This is a genomic window from Burkholderia sp. RS01 (genome assembly GCF_039748055.1).
GTDB lineage: Bacteria > Actinomycetota > Actinomycetes > Actinomycetales > Micrococcaceae > Arthrobacter.
This window is the reverse complement of record NZ_JBDLAK010000017.1, coordinates 23,443-37,720: the sequence shown is the minus strand read 5'-3', so window position 1 is coordinate 37,720 and position 14,278 is coordinate 23,443. Positions and strand designations below refer to the sequence as shown.

General features: G+C 66.3%; 17 protein-coding genes. 5 read left to right on the top strand and 12 right to left on the bottom strand.

Annotated features, from left to right (window positions below):
* Positions 1-9: 9 nt before the first annotated feature.
* The 3 genes from ABFP37_RS15835 to ABFP37_RS15825 are packed head-to-tail and all read right to left on the bottom strand — an operon-like array spanning position 10 to position 2,650.
* Positions 10-876, bottom strand: coding sequence for an alpha/beta hydrolase (locus ABFP37_RS15835; RefSeq protein ID WP_347034130.1), 867 nt, complete (start codon positions 874-876; stop codon positions 10-12).
* A complete protein-coding gene (locus ABFP37_RS15830; RefSeq protein ID WP_347034129.1) occupies positions 873-1,904 on the bottom strand; it encodes an NADP-dependent oxidoreductase in 1,032 nt (343 codons plus the stop codon). Before ABFP37_RS15830 ends, ABFP37_RS15835 begins: the two co-directional genes overlap by 4 nt.
* The gene (locus ABFP37_RS15825) at positions 1,901-2,650 is read right to left on the bottom strand and encodes an SDR family oxidoreductase (protein WP_347034128.1); all 750 of its coding nucleotides are present in this window, start codon (positions 2,648-2,650) and stop codon (positions 1,901-1,903) included. The genes ABFP37_RS15830 and ABFP37_RS15825 overlap by 4 nt, the downstream gene beginning before the upstream one ends.
* Before the next feature lie 87 nt (positions 2,651-2,737).
* On the opposite strand from ABFP37_RS15825, the gene ABFP37_RS15820 reads away from it, so the two are divergent.
* A complete protein-coding gene (locus ABFP37_RS15820; protein WP_347034127.1) occupies positions 2,738-3,376 on the top strand; it encodes a TetR/AcrR family transcriptional regulator in 639 nt (212 codons plus the stop codon).
* A 15-nt stretch (positions 3,377-3,391) separates the two neighbouring features.
* On the opposite strand, the gene ABFP37_RS15815 is transcribed toward ABFP37_RS15820, so the two are convergent.
* Both ABFP37_RS15815 and ABFP37_RS15810 read right to left on the bottom strand, forming a co-directional pair.
* Positions 3,392-4,093, bottom strand: coding sequence for an SCO1664 family protein (locus tag ABFP37_RS15815; protein WP_347034126.1), 702 nt, complete (start codon positions 4,091-4,093; stop codon positions 3,392-3,394).
* A gap of 46 nt (positions 4,094-4,139) precedes the next feature.
* Complete coding sequence (locus ABFP37_RS15810; protein ID WP_078029654.1) at positions 4,140-4,811, bottom strand: MSMEG_4193 family putative phosphomutase; 672 nt, start codon at positions 4,809-4,811, stop codon at positions 4,140-4,142.
* 87 nt (positions 4,812-4,898) lie between these two features.
* On the opposite strand from ABFP37_RS15810, the gene ABFP37_RS15805 reads away from it, so the two are divergent.
* From ABFP37_RS15805 to ABFP37_RS15790, 4 genes are all read left to right on the top strand, one after another.
* Positions 4,899-6,287, top strand: a complete 1,389-nt coding sequence (locus tag ABFP37_RS15805; RefSeq protein WP_078029655.1) for a sigma 54-interacting transcriptional regulator — start codon at positions 4,899-4,901, stop codon at positions 6,285-6,287.
* A gap of 29 nt (positions 6,288-6,316) precedes the next feature.
* Positions 6,317-8,323 carry a VWA domain-containing protein gene (locus ABFP37_RS15800; RefSeq protein ID WP_347034125.1) on the top strand — a complete coding sequence of 669 codons (2,007 nt, stop codon included), beginning with the start codon at positions 6,317-6,319 and terminating at the stop codon, positions 8,321-8,323.
* A gap of 308 nt (positions 8,324-8,631) precedes the next feature.
* Positions 8,632-9,462, top strand: coding sequence for an oxidoreductase (locus ABFP37_RS15795; RefSeq protein WP_347034124.1), 831 nt, complete (start codon positions 8,632-8,634; stop codon positions 9,460-9,462).
* A 48-nt stretch (positions 9,463-9,510) separates the two neighbouring features.
* A complete protein-coding gene (locus ABFP37_RS15790) occupies positions 9,511-9,909 on the top strand; it encodes a cupin domain-containing protein (protein WP_347034123.1) in 399 nt (132 codons plus the stop codon).
* 22 nt (positions 9,910-9,931) lie between these two features.
* Here ABFP37_RS15790 and ABFP37_RS15785 read toward each other — a convergent pair whose 3' ends face one another.
* From ABFP37_RS15785 to ABFP37_RS15755, 7 genes are all read right to left on the bottom strand, one after another.
* Positions 9,932-10,441 carry a DUF664 domain-containing protein gene (locus ABFP37_RS15785; RefSeq protein ID WP_078029659.1) on the bottom strand — a complete coding sequence of 170 codons (510 nt, stop codon included), beginning with the start codon at positions 10,439-10,441 and terminating at the stop codon, positions 9,932-9,934.
* 102 nt (positions 10,442-10,543) lie between these two features.
* A complete protein-coding gene (locus tag ABFP37_RS15780; RefSeq protein ID WP_347034122.1) occupies positions 10,544-10,936 on the bottom strand; it encodes a DUF6221 family protein in 393 nt (130 codons plus the stop codon).
* Positions 10,937-10,969: 33 nt separating this feature from the next.
* On the bottom strand, positions 10,970-11,911 hold the full coding sequence (locus ABFP37_RS15775; RefSeq protein ID WP_347034121.1) for a phosphotransferase: 942 nt from the start codon (positions 11,909-11,911) through the stop codon (positions 10,970-10,972).
* Between the two features lie 25 nt (positions 11,912-11,936).
* Positions 11,937-12,719, bottom strand: coding sequence for a class I SAM-dependent methyltransferase (locus ABFP37_RS15770; RefSeq protein ID WP_221937617.1), 783 nt, complete (start codon positions 12,717-12,719; stop codon positions 11,937-11,939).
* Positions 12,720-12,743: 24 nt separating this feature from the next.
* Positions 12,744-12,875: a hypothetical protein gene (locus ABFP37_RS15765; protein ID WP_347034120.1), complete on the bottom strand. Its 132-nt coding sequence runs from the start codon at positions 12,873-12,875 to the stop codon at positions 12,744-12,746.
* A 204-nt stretch (positions 12,876-13,079) separates the two neighbouring features.
* Positions 13,080-13,874 carry a hypothetical protein gene (locus tag ABFP37_RS15760; protein ID WP_347034119.1) on the bottom strand — a complete coding sequence of 265 codons (795 nt, stop codon included), beginning with the start codon at positions 13,872-13,874 and terminating at the stop codon, positions 13,080-13,082.
* A gap of 69 nt (positions 13,875-13,943) precedes the next feature.
* Positions 13,944-14,264, bottom strand: coding sequence for a carboxymuconolactone decarboxylase family protein (locus tag ABFP37_RS15755; RefSeq protein ID WP_078029662.1), 321 nt, complete (start codon positions 14,262-14,264; stop codon positions 13,944-13,946).
* Between the last annotated feature and the right edge of the window lie 14 nt (positions 14,265-14,278).

Here is a 14,278-nt window from a genome sequence, read left to right as displayed (position 1 = left end):
GAGGCGGGTCTATCGGCCCAAGAATTCGAGCGCCTGTGCGACGAAGCTGCGGTGGTGCTGGAAGATGCCGCCGTGGCCGGCATCGGGATAGATGATGAGCTCGCTGCCGGGGATGCGCCTGGCAAGGTCCTCCGTATTGACCGTGGGGACCATCCGGTCGTTGTCGCCGTTCACGGCCAGAACCGGCTGGCGAATGACCGACAGATCGTCGGGTTTCTGCAGCCCCCAGCGATGGATCGCTTTCAGCTGGGCGCGATATCCACGGAACGTAATCGTACGGTCGCGGCCGGCTGTCCGCTCCTTGAGGCGGGCGAGAAACTCCCGCGCTGACCGTTTACCGTTCACGGTCCGGGTGAAGAACAGGAATACCTTCGGGTCCTGAAAAGTGAGCAGCGCGCGGCCAAGATCCCTGGTGGCGATGCCTGTCACGTTCTGGATGCCGTCGCCGCCGGCAGGCCCCGTCCCCGCGAGGACGAGTTTGCGGACAAGTTCCGGGTACCGGAGTGCCAGACTCTGCGCGATCATGCCCCCGAGGGAGAAGCCGAGAATATCGACACGATCCAAGCCGAGGGCCCTGATGAACGCAACTGCATCGTCGGCCATCGCCTCGACTGAGTCGCGGACGGCCCCCGTCGAGCCTCCGACGCCGCGGTAGTCGACGGTGATCACCCGGCGCTGCGCGGCAATGCCATCAACCACGCGGGGATCCCAGTTGTCGAGATTGGCGGAGAGGTGGGTGAAGAAGACCACCGGTATCCCGGTGCGGGGCCCGAGGTCGCGAAAGGCGATCCGGTCTCCGCCGACAGTGACAGTACGAGTTACCGAGTCCTTGTACGCGGCGATCAGCCGGTCCCCGGCGCCTTGGTGATTGCTCATGATGATTCCTCGCCCTTCGCCAGGATGGTTGGTAGTTCGTTGTCGACGACGACTTTTCCGCGGCCGCCGCCGGCTCCCGCGGCGGATACCGCCTGGCGTGTCTGGTCGACCGGGAAGACCTGACCGACCACCGGGCGGATAGCGCCGGCATCCACCAGGGACGAGATCTCCTGCAGCTGGCCGCCGTCCGCCCGCATGAACAGAAACTCGTAGCTCACGTTCCGACGGCGGGCTTGGCGGCGAATGCGGCTGCCCAGCACGGTCATGGCCAGCCGCAGGGGTGCACTCGCGCCGAGTTCCTTGGCAAACCGCGGGTCCGGCGGACCTGCGATGCCGATCACCCTGCCTCCGGGCCTGAGGACTCGGAGGGACCTCTCCAGGTTCTCGCCGCCGACGCTGTCCAACACGAGGTCATAGCCGTGCAGGACGTCCTCGAAGTCCTGGCTCCGGTAATCGATGACGAGATCCGCGCCCAGTTCACGAACCCAGTCCGCGTTCGATGCGCTGGCCGTGGTGGCGACGAAGGCGCCGAGGTGCTTCGCCAGCTGGATCGCGATCGAGCCCACCCCGCCGGCGCCAGCGTGGATCAGCACCTTTTGTCCGCGCTGGACCTTGCCGCGTTCCACAAGGGCCTGCCACGCCGTCAGGGCGACCAGCGGCAACGAACCGGCCTCCCGCATGCTGATCGACGCGGGCTTGAGAGCCAGGTCGTCCTCGTGCACCGCGATGCGCTCGGCGAACGTCCCAATCCGGTCCCCGGCCGGACGGGCGTACACCTCATCCCCGGGCTGGAATTTCCGGACCTCTGCGCCGGTGGCTATGACAACGCCGGCCAGGTCGTGGCCGAGGGTCAGCGGCATCCGGTACGGCAAGATCTGCCGGAACTCGCCCAGCCGGATCTTCTCATCGAGCTGGTTGACACCCGCGGCCTTGACCTCCACCAGCACGTCACGGGCACCCACGGCCGGTTCGGGCACCTCGGCCTGGCGCAGCGGACCCTTGTAGTGGTCGATGACGAACGCCTTCACTTGTCTGCCTCCTTCGCGTCGACTCGGCTATCAGCTGAGGCAGGGCCACGAAGCTCCGGGTAGAGCGAGAGGACGGGACCGCTGAGGGCTGCCTTCACGCCTGCGGTCAGCTCGTCAGCGATCACCTCGTAATCGCCCGCCTCGACGGCGTCGAAGGTGAGGCGCACGACGTCGGCAGGCTGCATCTTTGGTCCTGTGGCGTGTTCGGCCATGGCCGTGTCCACATAGCCGACGTGCACGCCGACTACGTGCGTGCCTTTCGGTGCGAGCTCGAGGCGGAGGGAGTTCGTGGCCGACCACAGTGCGGCTTTCGCGGCACTGTACGCGCCGCCGAAGGCATACCAGCTCGCGACCGAGTGCATGTCCACGATCACCGATTCCGGATGCGCTGTCAGCACTGGCGCGAACGCCTTGGCGAGAAGCACTGGACCGAAGAAGTTCGTCTCCATCGTCTCGCGAATCTGCGCCTCGGAGAGGTTCAGGACGGAGTCGCCGTCGATGAACATCCCGGCGTTGTTGATCAGAACCGTGACATCTTTTGCGGTCAGCGCGGCCGCAGCGCGGGATTCCGGGCTGTTGATATCGAGCTGCAGCGGGACGACGCGGTGGTCATCCCAGGCTTTCGGGGCTCGTGCCGTCGCGTACACCTTCGCGGCGCCTCTGGCGAGGGCCTGGTGTACAAACTCCGTGCCGATTCCGCCGTTGGCGCCCGTAACGAGCACAACGGCTCCGTCGAGTGATGGCATTTGGACCTCCTGTAGAAATGTTATGACTATACTCATAATTGAGTGCACCCAATATTTATTCCAGTCAGGATTGTGGATAATCGAACCATGGACGCTGAATCCCGAGCCCCCGGCCGTCGCGAGCGCAACAAACAGGAGAAGCTCGACCGGATCACGTCCGCGGCCCGCGAGCTGTTCAGCAAGTACGGCGTCGACGAGGTGACAACACAGCAGATCGCCGACAAGGCCGATGTGGGCACGGGAACGCTGTTCTTCTATGCGAAGACGAAGGCGGAACTCCTCCTCCTGGTGCATAACGTCAAGTACGCCGAAGCCGTTGACCGCGGCGTCACAGTTGCCGCTGCGGCTCCAGGCATCCTGGACGCCATCATGGCGATCGTCCAGCCGATCGTCGCCTGCAACCGCGTACAGATCGAGAACGGCCGCACCTACCTCCGGGAGCTCGTCTTCGGCGATCCTGACGAATACCACCACAAGGTAGGGCTCGAACTGACCGGTCGGGTGGACGATGCGATCGCCGGAATTCTGCGCAGGGGTGGCGACAGGAACGAACACGATGCGGCCCAGCTGGCGAGGATCATCTCGGCCGTCATGTTCATCAACATGACGGCCACGGTTTTCACGAGTCTTAGTGACGACTCGGTCGTCGGGAACATCCGCGACCAGGTGCGGACACTTCTGGGCGCTCAGCGCAAAGAAGCCGCAGCCGGCCACGTCGCCGGATGATGCATGAGCGGGGGCTTAGACGAGCGGCCACGGGTACCGCATGCCGGTGCGGTCAACGGGCAGCACCCGTTCGCGCAGCAAGCGCTGCACGCGGTGCTGCAGGGCGGCGACCTCCGCGTCGTCGAGGAGCTCGGCCACCTCGGGAGGCGCGGCCTCGGCGAGCGGGGCGATGTCCTCGAGCAGGGTCTCCGGTATGGGATCGCCCGCGAAGTCCCAGATCACCGTGCGCAGTTTGAAACCCGCCGAGAAGCACAGCCCGTGGTCGATGCCCCACACCCGTCCGTCATGGCCGCGCAGCACGTGCCCGCTTTTGCGGTCGGTGTTGTTGGCGACGTAATCGAACAAGGCGATCTGCGACAAGTCGCGGTGGGTCTCGGGTGAGTCAGCGTACAGAGTGAAGTAATGCTCCCTGAAGTCGCCCTCGATGAACCACTGCAGCGAACCGATCCCCAAGGGGGCTTCCCCGCGGATCACCGTCGGCGGCACAAGCCCCCACGCCAGGGACTCGCTGAGCAGGTACGCCGCGCGTTCCCGCCGGTACAGCCCGGGCTCGAAATCGGACAGCGGCCGTTCCCCGGCCTCCGGCTTGTAGACCGCATAGGCCGAGTCGTCCCCGCAGGAGACCCGGACGAGGAACGTCTGGTTGCTGCTGCGCGGGATGCGTCCGAGCAGCTCGACCCGGCCCTCGCCGAGCAGCGTCAGCTCCCGGCCGGACACCGGCTGTCCCGTTTCACGGTCTGTCCCAATTCACTGTCCGTCCCATTCACGGTGCCCTCAGCCCGCTCAGGGGCTCCGACGTCGAATTGACCATGAGGACGGCGGGTGCCTGACCTTCCACATACGAGATGGCCGACACCGAGCCCGGGCTGATGACGATCCGCTGGAAGAGGTCCAGGTGCGTGCCCAGGGCGTGGGCGACGGCGGCCTTGATGGGATCGGCGTGGGAGAAGCAGACGACGACGCCCCCGGCATGGGCTGTGCGCAGTACCTCAAGTGATCCGACGATCCTCGCCTGCATCTGCGTGAAGCTCTCGCCATTCGGGAAGCGGAAGGCGGACGGGCTGTGCTGGACGGTCTGCCACTCCGGCAGGGCCGCCAGTTCGGCGAGGGCGGCGCCGGTCCACTCGCCGAAGTCACATTCGAGCAGGCCGGCGTCCTGGTTCACTTCAAGTCCCGTGCGGGCTGCGGTGGGCTCCGCCGTCTCGCGGGTGCGCTCCAGCGGCGAGGAGTAGATGCCATCGACCGGAAGGCCCGCGAGCCGTTCCGCGACCCGTTCGGCCTGGGCCCGGCCGCGGTCGGACAGGTGCAGTCCCGGGACCCGCCCCGGCAGCACTGTGCCCGTGGTCGGCGTCTCCCCGTGGCGCACCAGAAGGAGGAGCGTGCCCTGGGGCCTCGACGGCGGTGCCGATGGTGGCGGCGTGGTTGCTGCAGTCATCAGGATCTAAGCCTAGCGGCAGGGGCCCGCGCGGGTATCGGAGGAATTTGCTCGATTCCCGGCACCTTCGGGGACTACCGTAGAGGGGTGAGTGATCGCCCCGATATCTTCACTGTTGGCGAACTGCGTGCTGCCGGCCACGTGCACAAGGACCTGCGCCACGAAATCCGTGACAACCTGTTGGCCGCGCTCGCCGCCGGCCGCGACCCCTGGCCCGGGATGTACGGTTTCAGCCGGACCGTACTTCCCCAGCTGGAGCGTGCCCTGATCGCCGGCCACGACGTGGTCCTGCTCGGCGAACGGGGACAGGGCAAGACGCGGCTCCTGCGCACGCTGGCCGGGCTGCTGGACGAGTGGTCGCCGGTGATCGAGGAATCGGAACTGAATGAACACCCGTACGAGCCGATCACCGAGCACTCCCGCGCCCGTGTCCTCACGGAAGGGGACCGGCTGCGGGTGGCGTGGCGCCACCGCTCGGAGCGTTACGTCGAAAAGCTCGCGACGCCGGATACCTCCGTCGCCGACCTCATCGGCGACGTCGACCCGATGAAGGTGGCCGAGGGCCGCCGACTCGGAGACCCGGAAACCATCCACTACGGCCTGGTCCCGCGCTCCAACCGAGGGATCATCGCCATCAACGAACTGCCCGACCTCGCCGAGCGCATCCAGGTGTCGATGCTCAACGTGATGGAGGAGCGCGACATCCAGATCCGCGGTTACGTGCTGCGGCTGCCCCTCGACGTGCTCGTCGTCGCGTCCGCCAACCCGGAGGACTACACGAACCGCGGCCGGATCATCACGCCCCTGAAGGACCGCTTCGGCGCCGAGATCCGCACCCACTACCCGATAGAGCTGGACGACGAGGTCTCCGTCATCCGGCAGGAGGGGCGGCTGGTGGCCGACGTGCCGCCCGTCATCCTCGAGATCCTGGCCCGCTACACCCGGGCGCTGCGGCAGTCTCCGGCGATCAACCAGACCTCCGGGGTGTCCGCGCGGTTCGCCATCGCGGGCGCCGAAACCGTCGCCGCGGCGGCCCTGCGCCGGGCCAGCGTGCGCGGCGAGGACGAGGCTGTCGCCCGGATCATCGACCTGGAGGCCGCCGTGGAAGTCCTCACGGGGAAGATCGAGTTCGAATCGGGTGAGGAAGGGCGTGAACAGGCCGTCCTGGACCACCTCCTGCGCACGGCCACCGCCGAGGCCGTGCGGGCGCACTTCCAGGGGATCGACATGGGTCCACTCGTGACGGCGCTCGACGGCCACAAGACCGTGACCACCGGGGATCAGGTCACCGCCCGTGAGTTCCTCCACAATCTCCCGTCCCTCAACGGATCCGGCCTCTACGACGACATCAGTGAGCGCCTTGGCGCGAAAAACGACGGGCAGCGCGCCGCCGCCGTCGAACTTGCATTGGAAGGTCTCTACCTCGCCCGGCGGATCTCCAAGGAGTCCGACGACGAGGAGACGATCTACGGCTGAGTAGCTCAAGGCTAGGCACAGGAGGCTTCATGGGCATTCATCACCAGTCCTCCAGATACGGCCGGTACACGGGAGGGCCCGATCCGCTCGCCCCGCCGGTTGACCTGGCAGAGGCGCTTGAGGCTGTCGCCGAGGACGTCATGGCAGGCTACTCGCCGCGGCATGCCCTGCAGGAGTTCCTGCGGCGCGGCGGCCGCAACAGGGAAGGGCTCGACGACCTCGCCGGGCGCGTTCAACAGCGGCGGAGTGAACTGCTGGGCCGCCACCGGCTGGACGGCACGCTCAGCGAAGTCCAGAAGCTGCTCGATACTGCGGTGCTGGAGGAGCGCAAGCAGCTGGCCCGCGACGCCATGATGGACAACAACGACCGCGCCTTCCGGGAGTTGCAGCTGCAGAACCTGCCGCGGTCCACGGCGGCAGCGGTCAACGAACTCGCCTCCTATGACTGGCAGTCGAGCACCGCACGCGAAGCCTACGAGCGGATCAAGGATCTGCTCGGCCGCGAAATCCTTGACCAGCGGTTCGCCGGCATGAAGGAAGCGCTCGAGAACGCTACGGATGAGGACCGCGCGGCCGTGAACGAGATGCTGCGCGACCTCAACGAGCTCCTCGGCAAACACCGGCGCGGCGAAGACACCGACGCGGACTTCCAGGAGTTCATGGCCCGGCACGGCCGCTTCTTTCCGGAGAATCCACAATCAGTCGAGGAGCTGGTGGACGCGCTCGCCCAGCGTGCGGCCGCGGCACAGCGGCTCCTGCAATCCATGTCCCCGGAGCAGCGCGATGAGCTGATGCGGCTGTCCGCCCAGGCGTTCGGCTCGCCCGAGCTCATGGCCCAGTTGGATCAACTCGACGCCAGCCTGCGCTCCCTCCGCCCCGGCGAGGACTGGTCCGGCTCCGAACGCTTCGAGGGCCAGGAGGGACTCGGGCTCGGTGACGGCACCGGCGTGCTCCAGGACATCGCCGAACTCGACGAGCTGGCCGATCAGCTGTCCCAGTCCTATGACGGGTCGCGGCTCGACGATCTGGACCTAGACGCCCTCGCCCGCCAGCTCGGACAGAATGCCGCCGTGACGGCCCGCACCCTCGCGGAGATCGAGCGGGCGATGCAGGAGGGCGGCTACCTCCGGCGCGGGGCCGACGGCGACCTCCGGCTGTCACCGCAGGCCATGCGGCGGCTCGGCAGGTCGCTGTTGCGGGACACCGCCAGGCAACTGTCCGGCCGGCAGGGGCGCCGGGACACGCGCGTTGCCGGAGCGGCCGGCGATCAGACCGGCTCCAGCCGCCAGTGGGAGTTCGGGGACGCCGAGCCGTGGGACGTCACCCGCACCATGACCAACGCGATCCGCCGCACCATTGCCGACGGCGGTGATCCGGGCCGCGGACTGCGCCTCGCCGTGGGTGACATCGAGGTGACCGAGACCGAGGCGCGCACGCAGGCCGCCGTCGTCCTGCTCGTGGACGTGTCGTTCTCGATGGCGGCCGAAGGGCGCTGGGTGCCCATGAAACGCACCGCGCTCGCCCTGCACCACCTCGTCTCCACCCGGTTCCGCGGGGACCGGCTCCAGCTGATCACCTTCGGCCGCTACGCGCAGTCCATGGACATCGGCGAACTCACCGCCCTGCCGGCACTGCGGGAGCAGGGAACCAACCTGCATCATGGTCTGCTGCTGGCCAGCCGGTTCTTCCGGCAGCACCCGTCAATGCAGCCCGTCCTCCTTGTGGTGACCGACGGCGAACCCACCGCGCACCTGCTGGCCGACGGCGAATCGTGGTTCTGCTGGCCGCCGGACCCGGAGACCATCCGCGTCACGGTCACCGAGCTGGACCGCCTTGGGCGTGCCGGCACGCAGGCAACGTTCTTCCGGCTCGGCGACGACCCCGGCCTGGAACGGTTCGTCCAGCGCATGGTTCGCCGGATCGGCGGGCGGGTGGTTGCGCCCGAGACCGGGGACCTGGGGGCTGCCGTGGTGGGGGAGTACCTCCGCGCTCATTTCCGCGGCCGCCCCTACGACGACGCCGACTGGGCTTCCTAGCCGGTCGGGACGGCCAACAACGCAAGCGGACGACGGCGGGAGGGCCCGCCCTCGTCCGCTCTCCTCTGGGCGCAAGGGATTACTGCGGGGCGGGTTCGCCGTAGAATCAGGATGCCGTGACGCCGCCGTCCATGAGGAAGTCGCTGCCGGTGATGAACGCGCTGTCCTGATGCTCTCCGGTTCTCCGGTATTCCACCCTAGGAGCCTTCAACCACGGGCGGGAGGCACTGGGAGTACCTGTATCAACGGCCCCTCCCACGCGAGGATTGTGTCCTGTTGTATGGATATGCCCCACGAAAGGAACACCCATGGCTACATGGCTCATCACAGGATGCTCGACCGGACTCGGCCGGGCCCTGGCCCAGGCAGTGCTCGCCCGCGGCCACAACGCCGTCGTCACAGCACGAAACGCTGCCGCGGTGCAGGACATCGCGGCCGCTTTCCCCGACACTGCACTGGCCCTGCCCCTCGACGTCACAGACCGGGCTCAGATCGGCGCAGCGGTGAAGCAGGCGCGAACGCGCTTCGGCGGCGTCGACGTTCTGGTCAACAATGCCGGCTACGGATACCGGGCGGCGGTGGAGGAAGCGGACGACGCCGACATCAGGCAGTTGTTCGACACGAACGTTTTCGGCGCCGTGGACATGATCAAAGCAGTCCTCCCGGACATGCGCGCGAAAAGAGCGGGATCCATCCTGAACATCTCCTCCATCGGAGCGCGCATCTCGCCGGCCGGATCCGGATATTACTCGGCAACAAAGGCGGCCCTGGAGGGCCTGTCCGGATCCCTGCACAAGGAACTGCAGCCGCTCGGCATCAGCGTCACCGTCGTCGAGCCCGGCGCGTTCCGCACCGACTTCGCCGGCCGCTCACTCACGCAGTCTGCGACGGCGATCGGGGACTACGCGGAGACGGCCGGGAAGCGGCGCAAGGAGAACGACACGATGCACGGCACCCAGCCAGGCGACCCGGCCAAAGCCGCGGAAGCGATCCTGGCCGTCGTCGAAAGTGCCAACCCGCCGTCGCTGCTGGTGCTCGGCAAGGACGCCTACGACGCGTTTGCAGCCGTCGCGCAGGCAGAGCGCACGGAACTGGGCCAATGGCGGGAGCTCAGCCTCAGCACGGGAATCGACGGCTGAGTTACAGCCGACGGCCACAACTTGCCGCTCACACCTCAAGGAGAAGTTTTGGAAATCCAGCCCAAGACGCCCAGCGTCAAAGGACCCGCGGAAATGTTCACCGGGGATGTGTACTTCGACGTCATCGCCGCCCCGCAGCCCGAACCGTCGCGAATGCGCGTGAACTCGGTCCACTTCGCCCCCTGCGCTCGGACGGCCTGGCACTCCCACGCCGTCGGCCAGACCCTACACGTCACCGAAGGCGTGGGACTGGTCCAGGCCCGCGGCGGGGAAATCCTCGTGATGAAGGCCGGCGACACCGTCTACACGCCGGCGGGCGAGTGGCACTGGCACGGCGCCGCACCCGACCATTTCATGACCCATCTGGCCATGTGGGACGCCCCTGCCGAAGGACCCGAATCCGCGTGGGGCGACCTGGTCACGGACGAGGAATACGGCAACAAATAGAACACGCCCGCGGGACTGCCCCCTATCCCTGCGAGGGGTGCAGGCCCTTGGCGTACGCTGCCTGCCCCACATGCTGCAGGCAGTCGGCGATGGTGCTGACCAGCCGGACGCCGAGGGTGACGGGCGGGTCCCAGCGCCTGTCGACGATGCGGTCCAAGTCCCCGTCGCCGAGGGTCTTCACAAACTCCACGGTCTGCCGGTGAACGGCGTCGTAGTATTCGAGCAGCAGCTCCGGCGGGGCCTGCACCGCGTCAACCTGGTGCGACGAATGGCCGTAGCCGGTGTCGCGCTCGGGCAGCGCCAGGCCGAACCGGCCGGCAAATTTCTGCGCGGTCCAGACCTGTTCCAGGCCGGCGGCGGAGGCAACCTGGGCGTCCTCCACCCGGCCGAGGTGCCAGACGAGCCAGGCAATGGAGTTCCCGGTGCCTGCCGGCCGGTGGACCAGGGACCCGTCGTCGACCCCTTCAAGGGTGGCGGCCACGGTCTCACGGATCCGGCTGAAGCAGTCCAGCAGCAGTTCGTTGGATTTCATGGCGTCCCCTGACTGTCCGTTTCGGTGAGCCCCATGCTTGCATGGCCGCGCAGCTCTGGATAGGGGCGGGGCCCGCGGGGAGCGGGCGCTGCCTTAGCCGTCTCAGAGTTCGATGGCCCAGCCGTCTTGGTAGTCACGGTGGTCTCTGTAGGGTGCTGCCATGCACATGAGGACGAATTCGCTGGTGCCGCCGACTTCGCTGGGGATGTCGGTGACGAGCGGGACGTTGGCCAGCATCTGTCGTTTGGCGGCGCCCTCAGCGAGGATGCGGCCGGGATTGAACCGTGCGATGTAGACCCGGTCTTCGGCTTTGCATTCGAGGTAGCCGGGTGCATGGTCGGCGCGGGCGTCGAGGACGGTACGTTCGTTGGCGGAGTAGAGGGCCGCGGTGTCGCTCCCGGGTTCACCGAACCATTCCCAGGGCGCTGGTGATGCGGCCAGCGCGACTGCTTCGTCTTCGGCGATTCGGGCTTCGAGGAAGGCGATGATGTCCATCCCTTAATCCTGCCACCCTGCGGGCACCAATTCTCAGCACCGTCCGGCGTGTGCGAGGGCCAGACGCTCCGCTCCCTGGGCGTTGAGGGCGGTTGTTGCGACTGGAGACGATTGGAAGAGGCATTCCCCTCGGGCGTTGTGGAGAGCCGGCCATAGGCTTGCCGCCCAGGCCATTTGCCGCTCGTCGTCGCTGAAGGTCCTGCCGCGGGCCTGTTCGTAGGCGCGGATGAATGCCGCCGAGCTTCGGATCGGTGCGAGCGTAGGGGTGCGGGCGCTCGCAAAGGCGCCGGATGCGGCTCCAACAATTGCGGCTTCCGGAAGGCCCACGAGACTGTCCCAGTCGTGGATCGCCCACGCGCCGCGCCCCTTCCACCGGATGTTTTGGGCTTCCCAATCGCCGTGCCCGACGACGTCCGGCAACACGGACGCTCGCAGCCGTTCGGACGCCCGTTCTGCCATCTCACCGACCCAAGCCGGGACCAGCGACTGATCCATCCGGTCAATGGGATCGTTAGGTGGCCAGAGAGCACCGGCCGTGTAATTCCAGTCCATCCAGGGCGGGGGAGGGCCCAGCCCTTCGGGAGAGCAGGGTTCCAGCGTCCTTATGAGTCCGGCCAGTAGCTCGCCCGAGCGGCCGGCTTGTACGGGTCCGTCGCCCGCCATCATTTCTCCGCCGGGCCACCACTCTTCACCGGAGACAACGAGTCCGGCCGCCAGGGTTTGCGCCCCCGTGATCGGGCGCGCGCACGGCAGTCCGCTGTCGGCCGCCAGCTGCTGAACCTTCAGGCAGCCGTCGATGCGGGCGGGCGAATCGTCTCTGACCTTGATTGCGATGTATGTATGCGCAGCAGTCTCGAATCTGAAGATCGTGGACATTTGACCGCCGTCGGCCGGGGCGATTGGCTCCAGCGTTCCGGGGCCCAGTTCGTGTTCGCACCAGGCGAGGACAAGCTGGTCAAGCCCTTCGTGGTTCATCACACCACCCTAGGCGGGATGTTGTTCAGGACGCTTTGCCGGCCATCCAGATCGTCCAATAGTCCACTTCGTTGATGACCCCGGAGCGATCGATCTTGGTTGAGATGAAGTCGATCAGCGTGTTGAGCTCGGCGTCGGTGAGTTCGTGCAGAATGGAGCGTCCCGTGCGCGCTTTCAGGTCCGAGCGCAGGGCGTCGAACGATGCGTAGGCTCGGCGCCGCTCGGAGATAGTCCGCGTGCTCACCGTGGCGAAGCCGGCGGCCCCCATCGATGCAGTCACGCTTTCGACCTCCGGCCGTCGGCTCGACTCGAATGCGATCAGCCCGGGGAATACTTCAAAGAAATACCCGCGCAGGTGCTGCGCGCTGCCCGGCTGAAGGATGTCGCTCATGGTGCGGTCCTGGACCATGAGACTTCCTCGGGGTGACAGGATCCGGTGTGCCTCTTCGAACGCGGGCTGCGTGTCCGGAAGGTGGTGGATAAGCGCCCGCTGGAATACGACGTCGTACTGGCCTGCGGGCAGCCCCGTGCGGGCTGCCTCGGCGACCCGGAAGCTCAGATTTGGATGTTCGCCGGCCCGGTCCTGCGCTGCGCCGATCATTTGTTCCGAGGAGTCGATGCCAATGACGGAATCGGCGCCAAGGTCCAGCCACGCGGTGGAGTAGATCCCGCCGCCGCAGCCGACATCGGCTACGCGGAGTCCGCGGGGATCCATCAGGGTCGTCACAGCCTGTTTCCAGCTCGTGTCGGCGATGCGCGTGGCGTAGGTGTTGCGGTTCCGGGGGCTGGTGAATTCGATGCCCATCATGCCTCTTCCATGTAGTGCTTCCCGTTAGGGGCTATCGACCCAGTAGCGGCGTTTGCAGTTGCGGGTGTCCTCGTAGATGCCGCCGTTCTTTTCGATGATCGCCCGTGAGCCAAGGAACACGTCCCCGTCCCCGATCCACAGGTATGTGCAAGGCACGTACCCAGGCTTCCGCGAACTCTCCGGCAAAGCATCCTTGACGAGTGCGTCGACAAAACGGCGGAAGGACAAGGCATCTCTGAGTTCTTCCAGAGGCGGGCACTCCCCGCCGCCGTGCCTGTGGCCCCCGCAAATTCTGCAGATCCCTCCAGCCAGGAGGAGGTAACTTACGTCCGGAGCGACAAGGAGAGCCATCACAAGATCCTATTCAAATGGCCTGCAGCGTTTCAGGACATCCTCCTTCAACAGGATCCGGGGCATCTCAGGATCGGTGTTGTCCACTACCTGTGTTGCACGATTCCAAGGTTGAGCCGCCTCGAAATGGCGGCGTTGGCCGCCCACATACCTGCGCATCGACTGATGTTCAGGGTCCGGGTGGCTTCCGTCTCGTACTGACATTCGACGTGCCGTCTCCGTAAACGGAACGTCGAGAAAACACGAGTAGTCCCAACAGCCCGCCAGTTCGTCACGGTGAAGAAACATACCCTCGACGATGACTACGGCGTTCTCCGCCGCCTGCATGATCGGAGGATTGAGCCTGACGTCCTGATGGTGGTCGGTGGCCGCCGGGCGGTAGGACCCGCTCCCTCCTCTTCTGAGTGGGAAAAGCACATGGCGAAGTAGAGCCTCGTAGTCGTAGGTGTCGAGCCAGAATCCTTCCGGAGAGTCGCGCCCGCGCCGGTGGCGGACCGCCCGGAGATTGAGGAAATCATCAGCATGGATGACGATGACTGGCCTCACTCGGATGACTTCCGCCAGGTCATTGGCAAACGTGGATTTCCCGCTGCCGTCCACACCATCGACTGCGATGAGGATTCGCCCGGCCTCGTCCGCCAAGAATTCCGTAGCCAGGGATTGCAGCACGCGTGCCCTAGTGGCGGCCGCAGGTGGCGGTTCGGTCATCGGCAGCAGTGGCGGGCCGTCGAGTACGAGGATTGCTCTCGCGGGCAGGACGGTCACGCCGCCCAGATAGTGACCGGCAAACCCCTTGAAGACCATACGGACAGTCAACCTCATCGGGCTTCCCGCAACTATCGACGCGCGGATTTGCTTCAGGAGCGGATTTGCTCAGGAAGTGAAGACCTCTTTCGCGACGGTGATGGCGGACATTGCTTTTGGCCACCCGGCGTAAAAGGCGAGGTGGATGATCACTTCTTTGAGTTCGGTTTCCGTCAGGCCGTTGGCCTTTGCCCGGACGAAGTGTCCGCGGAGCTGTTCGGTGCTGCCGCTGGTGATCAAGCTGGCAACGGTAACGAGGCTGCGGTCCCGTGGGGTGAGTTCGCTGCGCTCCCATATGTCTCCGAAAAGCACGTTGTCTGTGAGGTCGACGAGCTTGGGGGCGAAGTCGCCAATGAGTTGCTGGGCGCGGGTCTGATTCGAATCGCTCATCGAGCAGTCCTTTC

Bases quoted from the DNA above. Each gene is read 5' to 3' on its own strand.
- ABFP37_RS15835 (WP_347034130.1), bottom strand. From the start codon at position 876: ATGAGCAATCACCAAGGCGCCGGGGACCGGCTGATCGCCGCGTACAAG.
- ABFP37_RS15825 (WP_347034128.1), bottom strand. From the start codon at position 2,650: ATGCCATCACTCGACGGAGCCGTTGTGCTCGTTACGGGCGCCAACGGC.
- ABFP37_RS15820 (WP_347034127.1), top strand. From the start codon at position 2,738: ATGGACGCTGAATCCCGAGCCCCCGGCCGTCGCGAGCGCAACAAACAG.
- ABFP37_RS15810 (WP_078029654.1), bottom strand. From the start codon at position 4,811: ATGACTGCAGCAACCACGCCGCCACCATCGGCACCGCCGTCGAGGCCC.
- ABFP37_RS15800 (WP_347034125.1), top strand. From the start codon at position 6,317: ATGGGCATTCATCACCAGTCCTCCAGATACGGCCGGTACACGGGAGGG.
- ABFP37_RS15795 (WP_347034124.1), top strand. From the start codon at position 8,632: ATGGCTACATGGCTCATCACAGGATGCTCGACCGGACTCGGCCGGGCC.
- ABFP37_RS15785 (WP_078029659.1), bottom strand. From the start codon at position 10,441: ATGAAATCCAACGAACTGCTGCTGGACTGCTTCAGCCGGATCCGTGAG.
- ABFP37_RS15780 (WP_347034122.1), bottom strand. From the start codon at position 10,936: ATGGACATCATCGCCTTCCTCGAAGCCCGAATCGCCGAAGACGAAGCA.
- ABFP37_RS15775 (WP_347034121.1), bottom strand. From the start codon at position 11,911: ATGAACCACGAAGGGCTTGACCAGCTTGTCCTCGCCTGGTGCGAACAC.
- ABFP37_RS15770 (WP_221937617.1), bottom strand. From the start codon at position 12,719: ATGATGGGCATCGAATTCACCAGCCCCCGGAACCGCAACACCTACGCC.
- ABFP37_RS15760 (WP_347034119.1), bottom strand. From the start codon at position 13,874: ATGGTCTTCAAGGGGTTTGCCGGTCACTATCTGGGCGGCGTGACCGTC.
- ABFP37_RS15755 (WP_078029662.1), bottom strand. From the start codon at position 14,264: ATGAGCGATTCGAATCAGACCCGCGCCCAGCAACTCATTGGCGACTTC.